Origin of the sequence: Caballeronia sp. LZ065 (assembly GCF_031450975.1) — a bacterium.
Classification (GTDB): domain Bacteria; phylum Pseudomonadota; class Gammaproteobacteria; order Burkholderiales; family Burkholderiaceae; genus Caballeronia.
The window spans coordinates 468,717-492,004 of the sequence record NZ_JARUXV010000003.1; the positions used below are offsets into that span (position 1 = coordinate 468,717).

The window sequence follows — 23,288 nt, forward strand, 5'->3', positions numbered from 1 at the left end:
CGCTTCGCAAGGAGATTCGCACGATGGATTACGTGAAACTGGGTACGACCGGCCTCGACGTCTCGCGGCTTTGTCTCGGCTGCATGACCTATGGCGCGCCGGAACGCGGCACGCATCCGTGGTCGCTCGACGAGGAGAAGAGCCGTCCGCTCATCAAGGAAGCGCTGGATGCCGGCATCAACTTCTTCGATACGGCCAATGTCTATTCCGACGGTACGTCTGAGGAAATCGTCGGACGCGCGCTGCGTGACTTCACGAAGCGGGACGACATCGTGATCGCGTCGAAGGTGTTCAACCGCATGCGGCCCGGCCCGAACGGCGCGGGCCTGTCGCGCAAGGCCATCTTCAACGAAATCGACAACAGCCTGCGGCGTCTGGGCACCGATTATCTCGATCTGTACCAGATCCATCGCTGGGACTATGCGACGCCGATCGAGGAAACCCTCGAAGCCCTGCACGATGTCGTGAAGGCGGGCAAGGTGCGCTATATCGGCGCGTCGTCGATGTATGCGTGGCAGTTCAGCAAGGCGCTCTACACCTCGCGCGCCAACGGCTGGACCGAATTCAGGACCATGCAGAATCACCTGAACCTGCTTTACCGCGAGGAAGAGCGCGAGATGCTTCCGCTGTGCAAGGACCAGGGCATCGGTGTCCTGCCGTGGAGTCCGCTCGCGCGCGGCCGTCTCACGCGTGACTGGGATACGACGAGCGCACGTCAGGAAACGGACGCGTTCGGCAGCACGCTATACAAGACCGACGAAGCCGATCGCGCCGTAGTGGAAGCGGTCGCCGCACTGGCTCAAAAGCGCGGCGTACCGCGCGCGCAGGTTGCGCTCGCCTGGGTCGCGCAGAAGGCGCCGGTGAGCGCGCCGATCATCGGCGCCTCGAAGCCCGGTCATATCGGCGATGCGGTGGCGGCCTTGTCGCTGAACCTGACGGCGGACGAAATCGCCGCGCTGGAAGCGCCGTATGTGCCGCACGCGGTATCGGGATTCAAATGACCCGCGTGCGTTGAACCGAGGCCGCGCGGCTCATAACTGCGATTCGATCGGCAGCAGCCCGAGCATCCAGATGCCCGCGCGCTTCAGTGTGGACACCCCGGGCTCCGCGTCAAGCACGGTGGTCGTGCCATCGGCAGCAGTGTCGATCCAGACCATGCGCTGATGGCCGGCGCCGTCGTCGCGCAGTTCGACGCGCCAGGCAATACGGTCGATCTGCTTGCCGATTCCGTCCGCCACTTCCGTCGCGGCCTGCGCGCTTTCGCAATACACGCCGATTTCCGTGTTCAACTGCACGGAGCGCGGATCGAGATTCATCGAGCCGATGAAGATGCGCGTCCGGTCGAACACATAGGTCTTCGCATGGAGCGAAGCTTTGGACGATCCGAATGTGCTGGTCTTTTGCATTTTGTCTTCATTATTCGATGTGACCGGTTTGAGTTCATAAAGCGTCACGCCGGCTTCAAGCATGTCGCGGCGATAGCGCTGATAACCCGCGTGTACCGCCGCGACATCCGTGGCCGCCAGCGAATTGGTGAGCACGGTGACGCGCACGCCGCGCGCGGTCATCGAACGCAGCCATTGCACGCCTTCGCTGCCCGGCACGAAATATGGCGACACGATCAACATGTCCTTGCCGGGCTCGAAGTTCAGCGCCTTGAATTGCGACATCAAATGCCCTTCGCTGTCGCCGGGCGCGCGGGTGATCTTCGCGGGATCGTCGTAGAGCAGCGTGGCCTTGCCCCACGAGAAAGCGCTGTCGTGCGACTGAAGCACGTCGGCCATGCGTTCGCGAACCTGCGCGACATAAGGCGAATGACGTTCCGCCAGCAGATAGGCATCCAGCTTGTCGCGATAGCTTCGCAGCGCGTCGGGATCGGCGGGACGGCCCACGAGAGCTTCGATCGGATAAGCCGCAGCCGAATTCCAGTAGAGATCGAACGCGTCCGACACGTCGCGCACCACCGGTCCATGCACGAGCACATCGAGATCGCCGAACGCCACCGTGCTGGACGCGCCGAAGTATTCATCGCCGATATTGCGGCCGCCGAGAATGGCCGCCTGGTTGTCGGCGATGAGCGCCTTGTTGTGCATGCGGCGATTCACACGAAAGAATTCCATCGCCGAGCCGAGCTTCTTGAAGCTGCGGTTCGCCACCGGATTGAAGAGCCGCACCTGGATGTTCGGATGCGACGCGAGCGCGAGCAGGAAGCGGTCGTCGGCGTTGGTGCCGAGGTCGTCGAGCAGGAGACGCACGCGCACGCCGCGATCCGCCGCCCGCATGATCGATGCCGCCATTTCGCGGCCCGTCAGGTCGTCGTGCCAGATGTAGTACTGCAGGTCGAGCGAACGTTCGGCGCGCTCGCTCAGGATCACGCGCGCAATGAGCGCGTCCATGCCGTTCGGAAGCAGATGGAAGGCGTTGTCGCCCGGATGCGCTTGTTCGCTCGTCGAGAACGCCCGGCCCAGCGACGTGCCGGTGGTGTCCGTGAAGGCCTGAGTCTGCACGCGTCCCGTCTGCGGCGGCAGGCTGGCGCAGGCGCCCAGCAGGAGCAGCGCCAGCGTCGCGAGCCCTGTGCGCAGAGTCATCGCGGACTCTCCGCTGCGCGATCGTGCAGCGGCGCCGTGCCGGCGCGCCGCCTGCCTTCGCTGAGACGCGCGCGCACGAAGCCGATGTGTTCGCGCAGCACATAAAGTGCATCGACATGGGCGAGTGGCATCTTCAGCGTGTTGAGCGACTCCTCGATGTAGTCGAGTTCCAGGAGCAGCGCACGCCGTTCAGTTTCATCGACGAGCTTCATCGCGCCGCGTTCCACCGCAATCAACGCGCCGTAGTAGCGATAGATGCGCGAACGCACGCGCCAGCGGTACAGCCAGGGCACGATGCGCAGCGCGGGAAGGATCAGCACCGCGACCGGCAGCAACAGCACGAGCGCGCGGTCCGCGATGTTGGCCAGCCAGAACGGCAGCGTGCGGTACAGGAAGCTCTTGCCCGAGCGATAGTAGCGGTTGGCATCCTCGCTGATCGGAAACTCGTGTGCGACCGCACGCGGAAACTGTCCGGCGGGTTGCAGCAGGCTCGCCGTGCCATGGACCTCCTGCGCGGCTTCGATGAGCAAATCGGACAGCGCGGGATGCAGGCTTGGCCGCGCGACCAGTTCGAGCATCGGGCTCACCAGATGCACCGTCTCGGGTGGAATGAGGCGGCCCAGGTCGAGGATGCCGGGCGGCAGTTCGATGTCGTCGAGATAGGGGAAGAGGCGGGTATAGGCGCGCGCTTCCTTGAAGTTCATCACGGAGATACCGGGCACGCGCAACAGACGCAGCATGAGGTCGCGCGTCGCGGAGTCGCCGGAGAGCAGCACGGCGTCCGCTTCGTTGCTGACGAGTTGCGTGGCGGCCTGCAGGCCGTCGGTCGGCAGAAGCTTCGTGTTGGCGCCCGGATAGATGCCGTTTGCTGCGAGCAGCTTGAGCGACAGCGTGCGCGTGCCGCTGCCGTCACGGCCGATGGCAATCCGCTTGCCCTCCAGTTGCGACAGCAGGTCAAGCCCCTTGCCGTGATAGAACACGACCAGCGGCACATACGACACGCTGCCGAGCGAGACCAGCTTCGACGCCTGTTCTTTTGTCGCGATGCCGCCTTGCACGAGCGCGAGATCGACATGCTGTTGTGGATCGAGCAGGCGGTCGAGGTTCTGCACGGAGCCGTCCGAAGGCAGCACTTTCAGCGTGATGCCGTTGCGCGCAAGGATGGCCGCGTATTGCTTCGAGATCACGTAGAACGAGCTGTCGGGCTGGCCCGCGCTCATGGTGATGGTGCGGGGCGGCGCGGGATCGACGAGCCAGTAGACCAGCGCCGAGATGATCGCGATGATCAGCACGACGGGGCCCGCGGTCCAGATGACGTCGTGCAGGACCCCTTTCGCGTGATCGTCAGGCAGATGAGGACGCTTCATGCGATGTCTCGTCATGAGCGCATGCTCGTGGTTGCCGGGGCGTCGGGGAAGACATCGGGCATGGCGTGCCTCTGTCGGAAGCGGCGTTGATCCGCAGTGTAACGCCTCGTGCCGGCAAAGCGACAGGGTCGGCACGCAGGCGGCCGATCTTCGGGTTCGTGATTTCCGGTCATGCCCAGTGCGCGGGCACCCAGACCGCGCCGGCATAGTGGCCAGGGATCCAGATCGCGCGACGCGGCACGACATAGATGGCCTTGACGGGCGGCGGGGGCGGAGCCACATACACCGTCTTGACGGGAGGCGGAGGCGGGGCCACGTACACCGTCTTGACCGGCGGCGGGGGCGGAGGCATCACGACGACTGCCGGGGGCGGCGGGGGCGTCGTCACGACCACGGTCGGCGGCGGCGGTGCCACGATCAAGGGCACGGCGACCACGGTAGCCGAGCCCGTGACCACTGCCGTGCTCGTGGTGGTGACAGTGCCGCCGTGGGAAACGGTCGTGACATGCGCACCGTTCGTGGCCGTCGCGCTGCCCGACGTGACCACGACGCCCGGCGCCACGCTCGTCGCGCTGCCCGAATGCGTGACCGTGCCGCCGCTTGCCGTATTGACCGTTCCGGAGCGGTTGCAGGTATAGCCCGCGCATTGGGTCGATGCCGTATGCGTCGACGTGTTGCCGTTCGGACCCGTCACCGAGCCGGACGAGTTGTATTGGCCCGGCGCGGTGCGCGTGACGGTGTCGGTGCCGGTCGCGGTCTTGCCGTTCGTACCGGTCGCGCTGCCGTTGTGCGTGCAACTGCCGCCCGCGCAACTCGTGTCGCCGGCGTGCTGCACCGAGCGGCCGTTCGGGCCATAGGCGGTGCCGCTGTTGCTGAACTGTCCCGGCGAGGTCCGTGTCACGGTGCCCGAGTTGGTGGCCGTGCGGCCCCAGGGATTCTCGACACCGCCCGCATGCGAGCAGCTGCCGCCGCCGCAGGAACCGACATGCGCGCCCTGATACTCACCGCGCCCGGTATAAGCCGTGCCGCCGCGCGCCCAGCCCGCGAAAGCGGAACCGCTGCACAGCGTGAGCGCTGCGGCCGTGGCGGCAATGAGCAGGGTATGCATGCCGCGCTTCTGAAGACTTCTGTCTGATGCGAAAGTCGAACGGGTAGTCACGGGATGTTCCTCTCGGTTTGCCTTGGGCCACGTTTGTGTTTCGTGTGGCGACGGAACGGACTATAGAGGCAGCCTCATCCAAAGTCCCGCGATGACTTGTTTCACGCGATGTCACGTGCCCTGGCGCCCGGTCCCACGGCGTTCCGACATGTTTTCGCGGCTTGCGTCACACTAGCGGCTGCTGCGGATCCGCGCATTCGTCACAACAAAATCGAAGGCTTCATCATGCCCACTTCTTCACGCATCAAGGTCGCGGTTCTCGACGATTATCAAAACCTCGCCCGTTCCATGGCCGACTGGTCCGCGCTCGATTCACGCGCCGACGTCACCGTCTTCAACGATCACATTGCGGAGCGCGAGGCGCTGCTCGAACGACTGCGTCCGTTCGATGTGATCTGCGCCATGCGCGAACGCACGCCGTTTCCGCGCGACATCATCGAGCATCTGCCCAACCTCAAGCTGATCGCATCCACCGGCTCGGCCAATGCATCGATCGATCTCGAAGCGGCGGCGCAACACGGCGTTGAAGTGCGGCACACGGGCTATTCGTCCACGCCGACGATCGAGTTCACCTGGGCGTTGATCCTCGCGATGGTGCGCGACATTCCCGGCGAAAACCGCTCGCTGCAAGAGGGCGGCTGGCAGACGGGTCTCGGCACCGAGCTTGCCGGCAAGACGCTCGGGTTGCTCGGTCTGGGGCGTGTGGGGTCCGCGGTCGGTGTGATTGGCCGCGCGTTCCGCATGAACGTGATCGCGTGGAGCCAGAACCTCACCGCCGAACGCGCGGCGGAGAAGGGTATCGAACGCGTCGACAAGGACACGCTCTTCAAGACCTCGGACGTGCTCTCGGTTCATGTGCGCCTGAGCGAACGGACGCATCATCTCGTCGGCGCGACGGAGCTTGGCCAGATGAAGCCGACCGGCCGGATCGTCAATACATCGCGCGGACCGATCATCGACAATGCGGCGCTGATCGACGCACTCCAGTCGAAGCGTCTGGCGGGCGCGGCCATCGACGTGTACGACCACGAGCCGCTTGCCGCGAACGACCCGCTGCGCTCGGTGCCCAACCTGCTTGCGACGCCGCATATTGGGTATGTGTCGGAGGAGCTGTATCGCACGTTCTATGGCGATACGGTGCGCAATATCGTTGAATGGCTCGATGCCCGCGCGGGCTGAATGCAACGCCTATTGACCCTGTGAAGGCGGTTGCGGATTGTTCGCGGGGTTCGTATCGTACTTACGGATCTCCGTGATTGCGTCGCTTGCCAACGCGTGGAGATCCGCTTCCAATGCATCGGCCAAGGCCTTTTCGTAGACCTCGTCGCCGTTCACATGGAACGTGAACGCTTCGAGGTACTTCGCCTTCTTCGCGGGATTCTCGATGGTGTCGCGCGTCCATCGATACAACGGATAGCCTTCAACGCCATCCCGTTCCGCTTGCGCCACATAGTCCGCGAAGGCGTCGTACTGGCAGATCAACGTAGCGCGATGTTTCGCAAGCAAGGCGCCGAGCGGCGCAAGCTTGTCGTCGAAGCGATCCTCACGCGCCAGCGCGGCGCACTCGGGCGTGAGCCTGATACGAACCTGATACAGCAAGACTAAGTTCATGACGTCCTTTCAGTATTGAAAGCGATGGAAGCCCTCGCGTGCGCGCGCCGCAACTCTTGCACTACACTCCCGAAGCATCGCGAAGCACGCCAGCCATCACCGTCTCTTCATTGCAGTTCTTCATTGCAGGCGACGAACAGAAGGAGGGTAACAATGAGTCTTCGGCATTCGATGTACTGTCCATGTTGCGATACTCAATCGACCGGCGCAAGCCGCCGCCGTTTTCTTGCGCTGGCCGGTCAGGGCGCCGCGGCGCTCGCGCTGTTCCCGCATCTCGCGTACGCCGATAACGACGTGCCGTCGATTCCCTACGATTCCGTGCCCGATCCCGTGCGGCTGCCGCGCGACATGTACTTCGGCGAATGCTCGGGTGTCGCGGTCAATTCGGCGGGTCATGTGTTCGTGCTGTCGCGCGGCAACAGCACCGGGCCGGCGTATGGCGCGGCGGCGGCGCAGTTGCTGGAGTTCGACCGCAATGGACGTTTCGTGCGCGAGATCGGTCATCGGCTCTATGCGTGGTCGTTCGCGCACACCGTGAAGGTGGACCGGCAGGACAACGTCTGGGTCACGGACAAAGGATCGGACATGATCATCAAGTTCACGCCGGAAGGGCGTGTCGCGATGGTCTTCGGCCGCAAGCAGGAAGCAGCGGATGAAGACACCGCGCCGCTCAAGCATCCGAATCCACCCTTGCCTTCGGAGCCAGGACGCTTCCGGCAAGTCACGGACGTCGCGTGGGATACCTCGGGCAATACCTACATCAGCGATGGCTATATCAACTCGCGCGTGGCGAAGGTGGATCGCGACGGCAACTGGCTCAAGTCATGGGGCGATCGCGGCACGGGACCGGGGCAGTTTCATACGCCTCACAGCATTGCTGTCGATGCCAACAACATGGTCTATGTCGCGGATCGCAGCAATCGCCGCATCCAGGTCTTCGATGGCGAGGGCAACTTCCAGCGGCAGTTCACCATCGACGTGCCGGTGCCGCCGGATGCGCGGCCGGCTATCGGCAACATGCCCGATGAAGCGGCGCTTGCAGCAGGCACCTTCGCGCCGGGGTCGCCCTGGGCCATCTGCATCTCGCCGGGTCCGAATCAGGTGCTCTATTCCGCCGATGCGTTCCCGGGACGCATCTACAAGCTGTCGCTCGATGGCAAGCTGCTCGGCGTGCTCGGCCGCTCCGGCAAGCAGCTCAAACAGTTCGGCTGGATTCACGAGATGGCGTGTCCTTCGGAGAACACGCTGTTCGTCGCCGAGTTGCTCAACTGGCGCGTGCAGAAGCTGGTGCTGCATGCGTGATCATTGACCGGCGCGCCGCCTTGAACCCATCGACATGATGGGCCTGGGCTGTGCGTCGCGCCGTTCTTCGCGCCATGCCCGCAGCGTGTCGAGGGCCACCGAGTTGCGCACGTAGCGATGCCAGACGAAGGCGAGATCGAAGATCAGGATGGCAAGCCACCACGCATAGAGAAAAAACAGTCCGCCGAGCACGACGGGCCACAGCGGCTTGCCTGCCAGATCGCCCCATAGCCTCACGCCGACGATGAGCACCATCATCAGCGTGCCCAGCGCGACGAGCACGCGCCGTCCCCAGTGCGGTTTGCGCGGCGCTATCCATCCGCTGAGCGCGCAGACCAGTCCGGCCAAAACGAATACCGCTTTGCCGACGAGCGGGTCCGCGACATCGCGATGCAGGATGCCGGCGAACGGGCTGGCGAGGAACGCGGCGACGCCGCTCACGAGGACGAACCAGAACAGGAGCGCGCCGGCCGCGAATGCCGCGAGCGCGACGATGCGCCATCGCAGCCATGCGCCCGTGCGATGCGTGCCGCGCGCCTTCACGAGCCGTGGAATACGCGCGGCGATCGTCGTGCCCATCAGCAGGCAGGCTAGGGCGAACACCGAGCGCGTGAGATAGATGAACTCCGGCGCTGTGCTGTCGGAACCCGCGCCCGAATCCGACGAGGCCGTGACGGCCTTGTAGATGAAGAACACCGCGAGAAGATGCAGGGCAAAGCTGAGCAGATAGGGAACCGCCGTGCTGACGAAACCGCGCGCGCGCCGGTTTCCTGGAGGCGTTGCTGTCGTCTCGCCGAGCACGACGTTGTCGATGAAGTGGCCGAAGACTTCAGAGTCGGTCCAGTAATCCGTATGCGCCTTGCCGGGCAGCCAGTAACGCGAGAAGCCGATGTCGTCGGCGTGTTCGTCGAACTCGAATGCGCGGCAGCCGTGGTGATCCAGGAATGCGCGCGCCGTGTCCAGCGCGAAGCCGACGGGATCGCCGTAGTCGTAGTAGTTGCGCCACTTGATCGGCGCAGGCAGCGTGAGCGGTCCGCCTGGACGCTCCACTAGCGTGACCGTATCGCCGTGTGATTCGCTCGTCAGTTGCATGCCTTCCCATAGCTTGGGCCAGAGCAGGATGTGCTTGTCGATGGGCGAACCGATCGTCATGAAGCCGCGCAGGCTTTGCACCCAGTCGGTGCTGATGACCTGCTTGCTGTCCCTTGGATCCGCCACGGTGGGCATGGACAACGCCTGCAGGATGCCGAGGAAGCTGATCACGGTGCCTTCGCTGTGGGCGACGACATACACCTCGGGCGCGCACTGGCAACGCTCAGTGGCGAGTGCCACGAGTCGTTCCATTACGCGATGAAAGCGGAAGACGATAGTGTCGCGATGCTGCTTGAAATCCGCGACGAGCTGCACGTCGCCGACATAGTCGCGCAGCATCGGCGCGAGATCGAACTTGAAGATGCCTGCTTTCTCCGCGACGGCAAGCAGGCTTTGCATGACGGCCACGGTCTCGACGATTTCTTCCACCACGCCTGCGGCCAGCGAAAAATCCGCGGGCTCGAGCTTGCGTTCGTCGACGTTGAGCATGTAGGCCGCCTGTGCGCGGCTGACGATGGAAAGGCCCCACGCCTTGCTTTCCTCGAGCGTGTCGTCCTGCTTGACGACCTCGCGCGGGATGTCGGCCCAGTAGACCTCGGCGAAGCCCAGTGCCGAGTAGAACTCGCGCTGCGCCGGCGTATAGGGGCCGACTGGAGGAAGGTCGAGCTGGCGCACGTCCACTTCGCCGACGCCCGCGATATCGAAGTAGCCGAGCGGCATGACCGGCAGCGGCGGATCGTAGCGCGCGCCGAACTGGCTGGCGACCGAACGCACCGTGTCGCTGTGCAACTGGTTGCCGATGCCGTGAATCGCGACGACGATTTTCTGCACGCGTGGCGATCCGGTGGAGGATGAGGCGGACCATGCGTTGCCGGAGCCGGCTTGTGCGTCGAGGGATGAGGCGTTCATGTGCGTCTCCCGATAGCGTTGCGTCAGCGCTTCTTCGTGTACCTGCGTGTACCTGCGTGGCATTGCGTGTTCGGGCCAGTGGTGGACCGCCTGCATGCTCCGGCCGCGTTCGCGATGCTCGAAGGAGATTAGTTCATTTTCAAGGCAAGGGAAGGACTTCAGGCGTGTGGTGCATGGCGTGCAGACGCAGCGCCATTGGCATTTTGCGTGCGTGATGCAGCATGCAGGATTCAACCGCCGCGCGACTGTCCCGTTGCGATGGCCACGCCGTTCCACAGATGCATCGCCGCGTAGGCCCGCCACGGCCGCCAGTGTTCCGTGCGAGCGCGTTGCTGCGCAGGTTTGACGAGCGACGGATCCCGTTTCGCGATGGCCTGCATGAGCACGAGGTCAGCGTCGGGCCAGGCGTCGGGATCACGCAGCGCGCGCATGGCGACATAGCCGACCGTCCAGGGTCCGATGCCGGGCATCGCGAGGAGATCGCGTTGCAGTTGGGCGGTATCGGCGCCGGGCGTGTCGAGCGGCAGCGCGCCGGAAGCGACGGCCTGGGCGAAGTTCAGCACGGCCTGGACGCGCTTCGTCGGCATGCCGATCTTGTCGAGATCCGCGGCGGCGAGCTCGGCCGGAGTCGGAAAGCGCCACGCGGTGCCCTCATGCGGGTGCCCTTCGATACGCCTGCCCGCGCGCTGGACGATGCGGTTCATGATGGTCGAAGCGCCTTTCACGCTTACCTGCTGCCCGACGATGGTGCGCACCACCAGTTCGAAGCCCGACCATGCGCCCGGCACGCGCAGACCCGGCGCGGCTTCGACGAGCGGGGCCAGGATCGGATCGGCGGACAGGCAGCGGGCGATCTCGCGCGGGTCGGCGTGCAGGTCGAACATGCGGGACAGCGGCGTGGCGAGTTCCTGCGTGTGGCGGGCCGCGGCGCCCTCGACCGTCACGACGAGACGATGTCTGCGCTCATGCGGCCGGACTTCGATCGTACCGTCGTCGCCGCGCCATTCGATCGCCCGCCGATAGACGCCGCCACTGACCGACTCCACCCCCGCCGACGCGCGCCCGCCGATGAAGCCCAGCATGCGGTTCCAGTCGAACGGACGCCTGAAGGGCAGTTCGAGCGAGGCGGACGGAGCGTCGATGGTCGAATGCATTCTGAATGCAGGAAGGCGGATGGTCTGACGAGCGCTGATCTTAACCCGGCCGGCCAAGGGTGGCCGAGCGGCACATGGCAAGCGGATGAAGCAGCGGCGCACTCATTCCCTGCTAAGTCTCAGCGAAGACAATGCTTCTCACAGGCAGCGCAACGCGCAGCCCGATCCAGACAACGCAAGACAAAGGAGCCTGTCATGAACGCCTTCTCGATCAGCATCGCCGCCGTCCTCCTGACCGCTACCCTTGCCGCAGTGGCGCCGGTCTCGCACTACGCGCAGCATGAAATCGCCGCGCTGCGCGCGCACGAAGCCAACACCCGCGCCCTGGTGCAACCGGGTGCGGGAAGCGGTCTTCAAGCGTGAGAGGGCTGGTGATTCAGCGTCGGCGGCGGTGCGTTACGGGCGGCGCGCGAGTTGGAGCGTGTGCGCGCTCACGAGCTGCCTGAACTCCGCATCCTGGGACAGCAACTGGCGGCCGCTCGTGACCAGTTGCGCGCGGCGGTCCCACTGATCGGAACGCACGATGCAGCGCGACAGCACATCGGTATAGATGGGACGCATCCCTTCCCGGTCATGGCCGGCGGTGAGATAGGCGAGGCGGATTTTTTCGTCGCGTGTGAGACCTCGGGCGAGGCAGTCGACGGTCTGCCGGTCCATTGCGGCTTGCGCCGCTTCGAAATCCGACGAACGGTAGGTAGCGAAAGCTGCGATGGCAAGCACCGCGCCGAGCGCAATGCACACACCTCGAAATCTGGTCACGATAATTCCCCGATGGATGGCTCTGACGGCCAATCGGTGCGTATCGTACCTTACCTCTGACGTTATGGTGCAGACGCTACATTACGTCGTGTGGTCTGCCGCGCGTTTATCTCCAGCAGACATCCTTTTCTTCGCCGGCGGGGCTTTCACGGTCGTCAGCGTCCGTTCGGCCAACACCGCATCCCGCTTGGAAAGCAGGTGTCTGCGCAGGATCTCGCCCATGCGCTTGCCGTCGCGCGCCTCGAGCGCCTCGATCATGTCTTCATGGTCATGAATGGCGCTGTCCCACTTCGGCGTCTGGAAATTCGAGCGGAACCGCAGCGCCATCAGGCGGCGGTTGATCGACACGTAGGTCTGACGCAAGGCCGTGTTGCGCGCGGCTTCATTGATCTTGTCGTGGATGGCCTGATTGCGGCTGTAATAGCCGGAGAGGTCGTTCTGCGCGCGGCAGGCGAGCATTGCATAGTGCAGCGCTTTGATCTCTGCGATTTCGAGCGGCGTGATGCGCTCGCATGCCAGCTCGCCTGAAAAGGCTTCGAGCCCGCTCATCAGTTCGAACATCTCGCGGACTTCCAGCTCGCTCATTTGCGACACCGACGCGCCCCGATTCGGCGAGATATCGATCAGGCCTTCGGCGGCCAGCACCTTGAGCGCTTCGCGCAGCGGCGTGCGCGAGATCCCGAGCGTCTCGCAAAGCTTGCGTTCATTGAGCTTCACGCCAGGCGCGAGCAAGCCTTCAATGATGAAGCCGCGCAGGTGATCGACCACGGTGTCGTGCAGGCGCAGGCGCTCCACCCTCGGCAGTGACTGGGCGAGATGGGCTGAGGGTAAATCGGGATTTTGCATTCAATACCTCAAATTTCATGTGCGGCAATTTTAACCCAGCCCTAATGGAAAAAACCGACGGCGGGTTATCCCTAGGCCGTTCGGCCGATGTTTTCCTTTACCCGGGCAACTCACCGCGTTATTGTATTTTGCATGCAAAATCACATTTGAGGACGCGATTTCATGCTCAAGCTCGACTTCCATCCCGCCGGCCGCCACTTCCTGCAGATTCCCGGACCGAGCCCGGTCCCCGACCGGATCCTGCGGGCGATGAGTTATCCGACCATCGATCATCGCGGACCGGAGTTCGGCGCACTGGGGCTGAAGGTGCTGGAGGGCATCCGGAAGATCTTCAAGACGGACCAGCCCGTGGTGATCTATCCAGCCTCGGGGACGGGAGCATGGGAAGCAGCGCTCTGCAATACGCTGAGCCCCGGCGACACAGTGCTCATGGTTGAGACCGGTCACTTCGCGACGCTGTGGAAGAAGATGGCCGAGAAGCTCGGGCTCAAGCCGGAGTTTCTCGGTTTGCCGGGTATCGAAGGCTGGCGGCGCGGCGTGCAGGCAGACCAGATCGAGAAGCGTCTGCGCGAGGACACGCAGCATGCGATCAAGGCGGTCTGCGTCGTCCACAACGAAACCTCGACCGGGGTGACCTCCGACATTGCCGCCGTGCGGCGTGCCATCGATGCCGCTGCGCATCCTGCATTATTAATGGTGGATACCATTTCCGGGCTGGCCTCGGCGGACTACCGGCATGACGAGTGGGGCGTCGACGTGACCGTCTCCGGATCGCAGAAAGGGCTCATGTTGCCGCCGGGAATCAGCTTCAACGCGGTGTCGCAGAAGGCGCGCGAGGCGTCGAAGCGGGCGACGCTGCCGCGCGCGTTCTGGGACTGGACCGAGATCATCGAGATGAACCAGCAGGGCTACTGGCCCTATACGCCGAATACGAATCTGCTTTACGGGCTGTCCGAGGCGCTCGACATGATCCTCGACGAAGGGCTGGACGCTGTCTTCGCCCGGCATCAGCGGCTGGCGGCCGCCTGTCGCGCGGCGGTCACGGCATGGGGGCTCGAGATCCAGTGCGCGGATCCCGCCGTTTATTCACCGGTGCTGACCGGCGTGATGACGCCCGAGGGCGTCGATGCCGATGCCGTGCGCAAGCTCATCTACGAGCATTTCGATCTTTCGCTGGGGACGGGCCTCGGCAAGGTGAAGGGCCGCATGTTCCGCATCGGGCATCTGGGCGACTGCAACGATCTCACGCTGATGGCCGCGCTCACCGGGTGCGAAATGGGCCTCAAACTGGCGGGCGTCGGGCTGAAGGGCAGCGGCGTGACGGCGGCGATGGACTATCTGACGAGCCACATCGCGAAGCCGGCGTTCAAGGCGGCTGCATGAGCACCGCATTCGACGTCAACGCGCTCGCGCGGCTTTTCGTGGAGGCGCGCGCCCATTGCGCGCAGCTGGATTCGCTTCCGACGGCCTTGCGTCCGGGTCATCCCGACGAAGCCTGCGCCACGCAGGATGCCACGTTGCGCGCACTGGATGCGGCCATCGGCGGATGGAAGGTGGGCGCGAAATCGGTGGATGGACCCATTCAGGGCGCGCCGCTTCCTGCTGGCGGCATAGAGCATTCGGGCGCACGCCTCGCGATGTCCGCGTTCGGCCAGGCGGGTCTCGAACTCGAAGTCGCGTTCAAGCTCAAGCGGCGTTTCGAGCCGTGCAGCGGGCCGTATGGAGAGGAGGACATCCTCGCGTCGATCGAATCGGTGCATGCCGCGATCGAGATCGTCGCGAGCCGCTTCGCTGCGTGCCCCGACGTGGACAAGCTCTGGCAACTCGCTGATCTGCAGAACCACGGCGCGCTGATGGTGGGCGACGGCGTGCCGTACGACGCCTCGTATCCATTCATCGCGCCCGCCATGACTTTTGAATACAACGGCGCGCCGCTATTCGAGGGCACGCCTGCGAACCCCGCCGGCGATCCACGCAGATTGCTCGCGTGGACGGTGAATCACTGCGTGTCGCGCGGACATGCGCTCGAATGCGGCACGGTGCTCACGGCGGGCTCGTACACCGGCATGGCCTTCCCGAAGGCGCCCGGCACGGCGCTGGGCAGGATCGAAGGTCTGCCGCCCGTCGAATTGCATTTCGCATAACGCATTCAGCATTCAGACAGCGACAATGCTCAACTCTCCCACCGACCGGCTCGTCAAACCCATCCACCTGATGCCCGCCTCGGCGCGCGCCCGTCCGGGGTCGTCGCCGACACCGTTGCAGGCGCGCCTCCAGCGTGAACTGAAGGGAGATGTGCTTTTCGATCCGGCGTCGCGCGGGCGCTATGCGACCGATGCCTCGATCTACCAGATCATGCCGCTCGGCGTCGCCGTGCCGAGAGATCAGGCGGAGTTGCGCCTGGCGTTGCAGATTGCCGCGGATCAGGGCGCGAGCGTTCTTGCGCGTGGCGCGGGCACCAGCCAGTGCGGGCAGACGGTGGGCGAGGCGCTCGTCATCGATACGACGAAGTGGCTCAACAACATCATTCACTTCGATAAGGACGCGCGCACCGTCACGGTCGAACCGGGTGTCGTGCTGGATCATCTGAATGCGTGGCTGAAGCCGCACGGACTGTGGTTTCCGGTGGATGTCTCGACGAGTGCACAATGCACGATCGGCGGGATGGCGGGCAACAACTCGTGCGGGTCCCGGTCGATGGAATACGGGATCATGGTGCACAACGTCGACGCCATCGACGCGATCCTCGCCGACGGCCATGAAACGCGTTTCGGCAAGCTGGCGGACATGCCGCAGGATGCGCGTACCCGGGATCTCGTCGAGGCCGTGCGGGGCATCGCGCTGCGCGAGCGTGCGGAACTGCGTGAGCGGATCCCGAAGGTCTTGCGGCGCGTGGCCGGCTACAACCTCGATCTGTTCGACTGCCAGAGCCCGCTGCCCTTCAACGATGACGGCCAACCCAATCTGGCCAATCTGCTTGTCGGTTCGGAAGGCACGCTCGCGTTCAGCCGGCAGTTGACGTTGAAGCTTGCGCCGCTGCCTGCGCACAAGACCTTGGGCGTGGTGAACTTCCCGACCTTCTGGGCGGCGATGGACATGACGCAGCACATCGTCAAGCTCGGCCCGGTTGCAGTGGAACTGGTGGACCGCACGATGATCGACCTTGCGATGTCCAATCCCGCGTTCCGGCCGGTGATCGGCAAGGCACTGACAGGCAATCCCGAGGCGATATTGCTCGTCGAATTCGCGGGTGCCGACCACGCTGAACAAGTGACGAAGCTGGCCCGGCTGGTCGAACTGATGAACGATCTCGGCCTGCCGGGTTCCGTCGTCGAGATGCCCGATGCGGGTCCGCAAAAGGCGCTGTGGGAAGTGCGCAAGGCCGGGCTGAACATCATGATGAGCATGAAGGGCGACGGCAAGCCAGTGTCCTTCATCGAGGACTGCGCGGTTCCGCTCGACCATCTCGCGGACTATACGGCGCGTCTGACGGAAGTGTTCCGCAAGCACGGCACGGAGGGTACGTGGTATGCGCATGCGAGCGTCGGCACGCTGCATGTAAGGCCGATCCTCGACATGCGCCGTGACGGGGCTGGCAAGATGCGCGCGATCGCGGAAGAAGCCGCAGCGATGGTGCGCGAATACAAAGGTGCGTATTCGGGCGAGCACGGTGACGGGCTGTGTCGCGGCGAATGGGTGGCCTGGCAATACGGTCCGCGTATCAACGAGGCGTTTCGCGATATCAAGCAATGGTTCGATCCGGAGAACCGGCTGAGCCCGGACCGGATCGTGGCGCCGCCGAAGATGGACGATGTCGCGAACTTCCGCTTTCCGCCTTCGTATCGCGAGCGCGCGGTCGAACCGCTGCTTGACTGGTCGGCGTGGAATGTCACGCGCGATCCGTTGACGGGCCACGAAGGGGCACCGGGCTCCGGCGGCGATCGTTCCGGCGGTCTCGCGAAAGCGCTTGAAATGTGCAACAACAACGGCCATTGCCGCAAGTTCGACGCAGGCACGATGTGTCCGAGCTATCGCATCACGAAGGACGAGCAGCATGTCACGCGCGGTCGCGCCAATACGCTGCGTCTGGCGCTATCGGGGCAACTTGGCGAGGACGGCCTGGCCAGCCAGGATGTCAAGGATGTGCTCGACCTGTGCGTGTCGTGCAAGGGCTGCAAGCGCGACTGTCCGACGGGCGTCGACATGGCGCGTATCAAGATCGAGGCACGCGCAGCGTGGACGAAGCGTCATGGCTTGCGATTGCGTGAAAGACTGATCGCGTTCCTGCCGCGTTATGCGCCGCTTGCGAGCCGCATGCCGGCGCTCGCCAACGGGCTTGAAACCAGCATGCCGGGCGCGGCGCGCTGGCTCAAGGCGAAGCTCGGTCTTGCGCCGCAACGCGGCCTGCCGCGCTTCAAGAAGCCGTTTCTCACCACCGCAGCCGGACAACAAGTTGCACCCGCAACCAAAGAGGTTATGCTGTTCGTCGATACGTTCAACAACTATATCGAGCCTGAAAACGCCCGCGCTGCGCAGCAGGTGCTCGAAGCGGCGGGCTACGCCGTGCATCTCAACGTGAAGGCGGGTGAGCGGCCGCTGTGTTGCGGGCGCACGTTTCTGTCGGCGGGACTCGTCGACGAGGCGAAGGCCGAGGCGCGCCGCACGCTCGACACCCTGCTGCCGTTCGTCGAGCGCGGCGTGGCCATCGTCGGACTCGAGCCGTCGTGCCTGCTTTCGTTACGCGATGAATTCCTCGGCTATGGCTATGGCGAAGCGGCGCGCAAGCTCTCGGAGGCCTCGTTCCTGTTCGAGGAGTTCCTGGTGCGCGAAAAGGCGCAGGGCCGATTGCATCTTGAATTCAATACGCTGAATGCAAAGAAGGCGCTGCTGCACGGACATTGCCATCAGAAGGCTTTCGACGCCGTGCGTCCGGTCGAGCAAGTGCTGGGCTGGATTCCGGGCCTCAGTGTGAAGACGATCGAATCGTCGTGCTGCGGCATGGCCGGAAGCTTTGGCTATGAGGCGGAACATCATGCGGCGTCGCAAGCCATGGCTGAGTTGTCGCTCTTGCCGGCGGTGCGCGAAGCAGGCGATGCACTGATCGTGGCGGACGGGACCAGCTGCCGGCATCAGATCGCGGAGGGTGCACAACGAGACGCGCTGCACGTGGCGCGCGTCCTTGCCATGGCACTGGGTACACCAGCACTCGATTCACAAGACTGACGACGGCTTCATCCATCGACGCACACAAGCGGGCCGTAACGAGCCGCGAAGGAGACGAGACATGACATCACCGCGCAAGCCCCGCATTCGCAAGCTGCGTCGCCGCATGCAATAGCGCTGTACGCAAAAGCCGTCTTCAGCCGGCTGCCAGCAATCTCATCCGACGTACCCAAAGGAAGTCCCGCTTGACGTGATGACCGGAGCCCGGCCTGCACAGGGCGCCGTGTTCACGCACGCGGCTACACAAGGAGACGATGATGTTCCGTCGAGCCACGACGCGCGTTCTGCTGCTGCTATGCGCGATGTATTTCATCACCTATATCGACCGCGTGAATGTCAGCACGGCGGCGAGCCAGTTCGGGGCTGAACTGGGTCTTTCGCATACCCAGGTCGGCTTTGTGTTCTCGGCCTTCGCGTACCCGTATCTGGTGTTCCAGATCATCGGCGGGTGGGTGGGGGACCGCTTTGGGCCACGCCGTACCCTGACGCTGTGCGCGATTATCTGGGCCGGCGCGACCGTCCTGACCGGCCTCGCGGGCGGCTTCGTGTCGCTCATCGTGGCGCGGGTGCTGCTGGGCCTGGGCGAAGGCGCGACCTTCCCGACGGCGACGCGCGCGATGTCCAACTGGATGCCGGCCGATCAGCGCGGCTTCGCGCAAGGCACTACGCATGCCGCATCACGCATCGGCAATGCGGTTGCGCCGCCGCTCATCGTGTGGCTGATGGTCGCGACGAGCTGGCGCGGTGCGTTCCTGATCACCGGTGTCATCAGTTTCGCGTGGGCCATCGCCTGGGTGTTCTATTTCCGCGACAACCCGCGCGACCATCCACGCATCACGGAAACCGAATGCGCCACGCTCGCCGCGTATTCCGGCGTGAAGGAGCGCGCGCCCGTGCCATGGCGTACGCTGCTGGGCCGCATGGCGCCGGTGACGGCCGTGTACTTCTGTTACGGCTGGGTGCTCTGGCTTTTCCTTGGCTGGATTCCGCAGTACTTCCTGCACAGCTATCACATGCAGCTCGGCAAGTCCGCGCTCTTCGCGTCGGGTGTGTTCTTCGCGGGCGTCCTCGGCGACTGGCTCGGCGGTTCGGTCACCGACCGCATCCTGCGCAAGAGCGGCAACGTGCGCCTCGCCCGCAACGTGATGGTCGGCGTGTGCATGTTCCTCACGTTGCTGTCGCTTGCGCCGATCATGTTCGTGTCCAACATATCGATCACGCTCGCCGCCGTCTGTTTGTCCGCGGGGTTTTTCTTCAACGAGATGACGATTGGTCCGATGTGGTCCGTGCCGATGGATATTGCCCCCAAGCATGCCGGCACCGCGGCCGGCATCATGAATTCAGGATCGGCGCTGGCGGCGATCATCAGTCCAGTGGTGGGCGGCTGGCTGATCGACCGTACCGGCAACTGGAACCTGCCGTTCACGGTTTCGATGATCCTGATGGCGGCGGGCATCATCCTGTCGTTCATGATGCGGCCCGACCGGGTACTGGATGTGGAAGCGGAAGCACAAGACCCGGCGCACGCGCGCAAGTTCGTCTAGCTCGGTGAATGCCGCGGTTCAATGCGTTTTGCATGCATACAACCGCGGCGACTTGAGCGTTCTTGCCGCGTTCAGACCGAGGCCGCGCAACCCATAAGCACCTGCAACCACAATCCCGGAATTTTGCGTAATGCATTCATCATGCCGCATGCAGCGATATGATCGGAACCTGACTTGACAGAGACTCGTGCCATCGCCATGACGCTTTCGCCCCCACCCGCCGCACGCACTGGCGATCCGCTCACCGCGGTTGCCACGCCGTCGCTCTTGCTCGACCTCGAAGCCTTCGAAGCCAACCTCGCCGCGATGGCGGCATTCGCGGCTCACCATGACGTCGCGCTACGGCCGCATGCGAAGGCGCACAAGTCGAGCGAGATCGCGAAACGGCAGATCGAAGCCGGCGCCGTGGGCGTGTGTTGTCAGAAGCTCTCGGAGGCGTACCCGTTCGCGGCAGCGGGTATTCGCAGTATCCATGTCAGCAACGAGTTCGCCGGCGCCGACAAGCTGGCGATGGCCGTCGAACTCGCGTCGCACGTCCAGCTCTCCGTGTGCGTGGATGCCTTGCCGCAGGTGCAGGCCCTGGGGCATGCGGCAGCCGAGGCCGGCGTCACGATCGACGTGCTGCCCGAAGTCGATGCAGGACAGCAGCGCTGCGGCGTCACCGGCGAGGACGCCTTGCTCGAACTCGTCGACGCCATCGCGGCGCAGCGTGCCTTGCGCTTCGCCGGCATTCAGGCCTATCACGGCGGCATACAGCATGTGGCCGACTGGAATGCCCGGAGGACCGCCGCCGGCCGCGCGGCCGATAGCGCCGCAGGCTACGTTCGTGCGCTGGACGCGCGCGGCGTGCGCTGCGGGGTCGTGACGGGCGGAGGCACCGGTACGGTCGAATTCGATGCCGCGAGCGGCGTGTTCACCGAATTGCAGCCCGGCTCATACCTTTTCATGGATGGCGATTACGGCGGCATTGGCTGGGAAGGGGCACTGCAATGGCGACATAGTCTGTTCGTGCTTTCGACCGTAATGAGCGCGACGCGTCCAGGTATGGCCGTCTGCGATGTCGGATTGAAAGGGCTTGCGGTGGACTCGGGCCTGCCGCGCAGCGTGCACTGGCTCGACGGCCGCAGTGCGCCCGTGTTGAGCTACATCGCCGCGAACGATGAACACGGCATGCTGCATGCAAAAGACCATCCCAACGACGATTTCGGACCGCTCGTCGGCGAACGTCTGCTTTTGCCACCGGGTCATTGCGATCCGAGCGTCAATCTCTACGACGAGTACGTTTGCTATCGCGGCGGGCGCGTCGTCGACCTCTGGCCCATCGACGCTCGCGGCCTCTCACGCTAGGCGCGCGTCACTTCGGCGGATAGAGCGTGGTGATCAGCGCATCGAGATCGGAGACGATAAGGCCGATGACGAATTGCGCCGCTTCCTGGGCTCCATGCGTCGGCGCCTGCGCGGCGAGCGCCGTCTTCAGCGTGCTGACCGACGCCCGCGCCTGTTCCAGCTTGCCGCCATCCTGCTGCGGCGAAGCCAGCACGCTCGCCAGCAACTCAAACAAGGTTTGCAACGTGCGGCCCATCTCTCCAAGACGCGCCGCGCAGGATTGCCGGTCCAGACCCGCCACCGCTTTCGCGAGAAACGTCGCGTCGCTGTGCAGACGCTGCAGAAAGGGCGCGGCCTTGTCGATGCCATCGGAGCGGCTGTTGTGTACGAGCACGATGATGTGCTCGCGTTCGGCCTCTTTCAACGCGTCGTCGAGCGTCTTCTGTGCGGCCACGCTTTGCGCTTCAAGGTGCGTCTCGCGTGCTGCGTCCTGCTCGCCGGTCAGGTAGAGGCCGATGAGCTGGCCGAGACTTCTCAGCGTGTCGGCGACGCTGTGATGCGCGGCCCGCAACGCGCGATTCGGCCAGAGCGCGGTCACTACAAACGCGGAGAAGGCGCCAATCAGGATTTCCAGCACGCGATGCAGCGGGCGTTCGAACGGTGAACCCGGCCCTGCCGGAATCAGCACGACGATCACCAGCGTCACGCAGGCCAGCCGGAAGGCGGGACGCTTCGCGCTGACGGCGGCAAGCGGAATCAGGGCTACGCTGAAGACCGCGAGCGGCGGTGCGCCATACTGCATCGCGACGATGCCGAGCACGCCTGCCAGCGCTCCGATGCACGCGCCGATGATCTGATCCCGCGCGGTGTCCACGGCTTGCGTGAGGCTCGGCTGCGTGACGACGACGAGTGTCGTGATGAGCGCCCAGTAGCCTTCGGGAAGCGCGGCGAGACGCGCTGCGATGTAGCTGATGGCGCAGCTCATCAGGGTGCGCAGCAAACGGCGCGCTTCGGGTGCGCCGAAGAACGCATGCAGGCGGCGTCGGGTGCGGGTGATCGCGATCATGCGTGGCAGGGTGTCGACGAACAGGTCGGTGCTGCATTATGCCAAGGCGCCACGCATGATGCGCTTATGCTTTTGCTTTATGTCACGGCATGCCCTATTACGAAACGCCCGCCGTCGCCGTTGCGCCGACCGCTCAATGCGCCGGCCCCGCATTCAACGGCAGCTTCGAGGAACGCGCGCTGTCGGCCGTCATCTTCGCCCCGCTGGCTTTGTAGCCGTTCGATTGCAGCAAGTAGGCCATGATGTCCGCATAATCCTGGTCCTTCAGTTTGCCCGGACGATCGGCGGGCATGTTGGTCGCCATGTACGTGAAGATGCCGCCCACCGTCAAATGCGAGTTCGCTGCAGGAGCGAATGCCGGCCCCTGCAATGCAGGCGCCGTGATGCCCTGCAATTGCGCGCCATGGCACTTCGCGCAGGAACTCGCATAGAGTGTCTTGCCGTGCGCGGTCTGCGCCGGCTCGAAGGAAGGCAGCTCGATGCCGCCTTCGTTCGCCACCTTGATGAAGCGGCCGGCCCGCGATGCGTTGGCGTCGGCGAGCATGATTCCCGGGCGCAGGGTCGTCGCGACTTCGGCAGGCATCGCCCAGTGCCGCGTGAGCGCCTGCAATGCGCCGTCGTTGCTCATCGCGGTGAGCGCTGCATCGATCCGCGTGCGCAGTGCTTCGCTTCTCGGACCGAACGCGAAGGTCAGTTTCCAGTCCGAATACGGCGACTGCGTGAGCGCGACCTTGAAGCTGCGTTCCGGATGCGCAAGCCGATAAGCCACGACTGCGGGATACCAGACGATCGCCCGTCGCGCACGGCCCGCCGCGACGGCTTCGACAGTCGATGCCGAAGTGTTCTCGAGATCGAGCGTCACGCCGGCCTGCTGGACCGCGATCAATTGCGCGGGACTCGCATAGGTCGCGGCAGTTGTGCGCATGGCCGTGTCGCCGAGTTCAGCGCCGGGCGCCTCGATGCTCACATAGCCGGCTCGCAGATAGCCGCGCGAGAAGCGCATCTTGCCGCCGGAGTCGTCGGCAACGGCCGAGCGTGGAAAGCCCGCGATCACATCGCAGCCGCGCGCGAGGGTCCTGTCGAGTTCCTTGAGCGATACGCCGTCATCATCGCCGTCGCCGATGCCTTTCTCAAGGACCGTCGCTGCGATGCCCGCGCGCGTGAATACCGCTTGTGCGATGGTGCGGTCGAGTGCCGCTGAAGGGCTGCCGGGGAACGTGCAGATCTTGACGGCCGCATCCGAGGGCGACGGCGCGAGTGCAACGCATGCCGTCAGCATGCTCACGGCGCGAAGGCGGTTGAGTGAGGGATTCATATCTATGCGTCCGGTGGTTCGGTGGGG

At 64.4% G+C, this 23,288-nt stretch carries 20 protein-coding genes; 10 read left to right on the forward strand and 10 right to left on the reverse strand.

The window, feature by feature from the left end:
• Nucleotides 1-23: 23 nt before the first annotated feature.
• A complete protein-coding gene (locus tag QCE63_RS22345) occupies nucleotides 24-1,001 on the forward strand; it encodes an aldo/keto reductase (RefSeq protein WP_309836070.1) in 978 nt (325 codons plus the stop codon).
• Between the two features lie 30 nt (nucleotides 1,002-1,031).
• Here QCE63_RS22345 and QCE63_RS22350 read toward each other — a convergent pair whose 3' ends face one another.
• From QCE63_RS22350 to QCE63_RS22360, 3 genes are all read right to left on the reverse strand, one after another.
• Nucleotides 1,032-2,588: a phospholipase D family protein gene (locus QCE63_RS22350; protein ID WP_309836071.1), complete on the reverse strand. Its 1,557-nt coding sequence runs from the start codon at nucleotides 2,586-2,588 to the stop codon at nucleotides 1,032-1,034.
• Nucleotides 2,585-3,970 carry a TAXI family TRAP transporter solute-binding subunit gene (locus QCE63_RS22355; protein ID WP_404990165.1) on the reverse strand — a complete coding sequence of 462 codons (1,386 nt, stop codon included), beginning with the start codon at nucleotides 3,968-3,970 and terminating at the stop codon, nucleotides 2,585-2,587. The genes QCE63_RS22350 and QCE63_RS22355 overlap by 4 nt, the downstream gene beginning before the upstream one ends.
• A gap of 154 nt (nucleotides 3,971-4,124) precedes the next feature.
• Entirely contained in the window at nucleotides 4,125-5,063 is a 939-nt protein-coding gene (locus tag QCE63_RS22360) for a hypothetical protein (protein WP_309836074.1), read from the reverse strand.
• A gap of 276 nt (nucleotides 5,064-5,339) precedes the next feature.
• On the opposite strand from QCE63_RS22360, the gene QCE63_RS22365 reads away from it, so the two are divergent.
• Entirely contained in the window at nucleotides 5,340-6,293 is a 954-nt protein-coding gene (locus QCE63_RS22365) for a D-2-hydroxyacid dehydrogenase family protein (protein ID WP_309836075.1), read from the forward strand.
• Nucleotides 6,294-6,302: 9 nt separating this feature from the next.
• On the opposite strand, the gene QCE63_RS22370 is transcribed toward QCE63_RS22365, so the two are convergent.
• The gene (locus QCE63_RS22370) at nucleotides 6,303-6,725 is read right to left on the reverse strand and encodes a hypothetical protein (RefSeq protein ID WP_309836076.1); all 423 of its coding nucleotides are present in this window, start codon (nucleotides 6,723-6,725) and stop codon (nucleotides 6,303-6,305) included.
• 153 nt (nucleotides 6,726-6,878) lie between these two features.
• Between QCE63_RS22370 and QCE63_RS22375 the strand changes: the two genes are divergently transcribed.
• On the forward strand, nucleotides 6,879-8,027 hold the full coding sequence (locus tag QCE63_RS22375) for a peptidyl-alpha-hydroxyglycine alpha-amidating lyase family protein (RefSeq protein WP_309836077.1): 1,149 nt from the start codon (nucleotides 6,879-6,881) through the stop codon (nucleotides 8,025-8,027).
• On the opposite strand, the gene QCE63_RS22380 is transcribed toward QCE63_RS22375, so the two are convergent.
• Nucleotides 8,028-10,028 (reverse strand): MFS transporter, encoded by a 2,001-nt coding sequence (locus QCE63_RS22380; RefSeq protein WP_309836078.1) that lies wholly within the window; start codon nucleotides 10,026-10,028, stop codon nucleotides 8,028-8,030.
• On the opposite strand from QCE63_RS22380, the gene QCE63_RS22385 reads away from it, so the two are divergent.
• Nucleotides 10,029-10,160 (forward strand): hypothetical protein, encoded by a 132-nt coding sequence (locus tag QCE63_RS22385; protein ID WP_309836079.1) that lies wholly within the window; start codon nucleotides 10,029-10,031, stop codon nucleotides 10,158-10,160.
• 98 nt (nucleotides 10,161-10,258) lie between these two features.
• Here QCE63_RS22385 and QCE63_RS22390 read toward each other — a convergent pair whose 3' ends face one another.
• Nucleotides 10,259-11,182 carry an AlkA N-terminal domain-containing protein gene (locus QCE63_RS22390; protein ID WP_309836081.1) on the reverse strand — a complete coding sequence of 308 codons (924 nt, stop codon included), beginning with the start codon at nucleotides 11,180-11,182 and terminating at the stop codon, nucleotides 10,259-10,261.
• Nucleotides 11,183-11,377: 195 nt separating this feature from the next.
• Between QCE63_RS22390 and QCE63_RS22395 the strand changes: the two genes are divergently transcribed.
• A complete protein-coding gene (locus tag QCE63_RS22395; protein ID WP_309836083.1) occupies nucleotides 11,378-11,545 on the forward strand; it encodes a hypothetical protein in 168 nt (55 codons plus the stop codon).
• Nucleotides 11,546-11,578: 33 nt separating this feature from the next.
• Here the strand turns inward: QCE63_RS22395 and QCE63_RS22400 are convergent, their stop codons facing one another.
• On the reverse strand, nucleotides 11,579-11,941 hold the full coding sequence (locus QCE63_RS22400; RefSeq protein ID WP_309836085.1) for a hypothetical protein: 363 nt from the start codon (nucleotides 11,939-11,941) through the stop codon (nucleotides 11,579-11,581).
• Nucleotides 11,942-12,022: 81 nt separating this feature from the next.
• Nucleotides 12,023-12,787 carry a GntR family transcriptional regulator gene (locus tag QCE63_RS22405; protein ID WP_309836086.1) on the reverse strand — a complete coding sequence of 255 codons (765 nt, stop codon included), beginning with the start codon at nucleotides 12,785-12,787 and terminating at the stop codon, nucleotides 12,023-12,025.
• Nucleotides 12,788-12,949: 162 nt separating this feature from the next.
• Here QCE63_RS22405 and QCE63_RS22410 point away from each other — a divergent pair, with 162 nt between their 5' ends.
• The 5 genes from QCE63_RS22410 (at nucleotide 12,950) to QCE63_RS22430 (ending at nucleotide 20,901) form a co-directional block, all read left to right on the forward strand.
• Nucleotides 12,950-14,170 (forward strand): aminotransferase class V-fold PLP-dependent enzyme, encoded by a 1,221-nt coding sequence (locus QCE63_RS22410; RefSeq protein WP_309836087.1) that lies wholly within the window; start codon nucleotides 12,950-12,952, stop codon nucleotides 14,168-14,170.
• Nucleotides 14,167-14,931 carry a 2-keto-4-pentenoate hydratase gene (locus tag QCE63_RS22415; RefSeq protein ID WP_309836088.1) on the forward strand — a complete coding sequence of 255 codons (765 nt, stop codon included), beginning with the start codon at nucleotides 14,167-14,169 and terminating at the stop codon, nucleotides 14,929-14,931. Before QCE63_RS22410 ends, QCE63_RS22415 begins: the two co-directional genes overlap by 4 nt.
• A 25-nt stretch (nucleotides 14,932-14,956) precedes the next feature.
• Nucleotides 14,957-18,010 carry an FAD-linked oxidase C-terminal domain-containing protein gene (locus tag QCE63_RS22420; RefSeq protein WP_309836089.1) on the forward strand — a complete coding sequence of 1,018 codons (3,054 nt, stop codon included), beginning with the start codon at nucleotides 14,957-14,959 and terminating at the stop codon, nucleotides 18,008-18,010.
• A 254-nt stretch (nucleotides 18,011-18,264) separates the two neighbouring features.
• Nucleotides 18,265-19,554 (forward strand): MFS transporter, encoded by a 1,290-nt coding sequence (locus QCE63_RS22425; RefSeq protein ID WP_309836090.1) that lies wholly within the window; start codon nucleotides 18,265-18,267, stop codon nucleotides 19,552-19,554.
• A gap of 198 nt (nucleotides 19,555-19,752) precedes the next feature.
• Entirely contained in the window at nucleotides 19,753-20,901 is a 1,149-nt protein-coding gene (locus QCE63_RS22430; RefSeq protein WP_309837300.1) for a DSD1 family PLP-dependent enzyme, read from the forward strand.
• Nucleotides 20,902-20,908: 7 nt separating this feature from the next.
• Here the strand turns inward: QCE63_RS22430 and QCE63_RS22435 are convergent, their stop codons facing one another.
• Both QCE63_RS22435 and QCE63_RS22440 read right to left on the reverse strand, forming a co-directional pair.
• The gene (locus QCE63_RS22435) at nucleotides 20,909-21,946 is read right to left on the reverse strand and encodes an FUSC family protein (RefSeq protein WP_309836092.1); all 1,038 of its coding nucleotides are present in this window, start codon (nucleotides 21,944-21,946) and stop codon (nucleotides 20,909-20,911) included.
• 133 nt (nucleotides 21,947-22,079) lie between these two features.
• Nucleotides 22,080-23,261: a c-type cytochrome gene (locus tag QCE63_RS22440; RefSeq protein ID WP_309836094.1), complete on the reverse strand. Its 1,182-nt coding sequence runs from the start codon at nucleotides 23,259-23,261 to the stop codon at nucleotides 22,080-22,082.
• Nucleotides 23,262-23,288 lie beyond the last annotated feature (27 nt).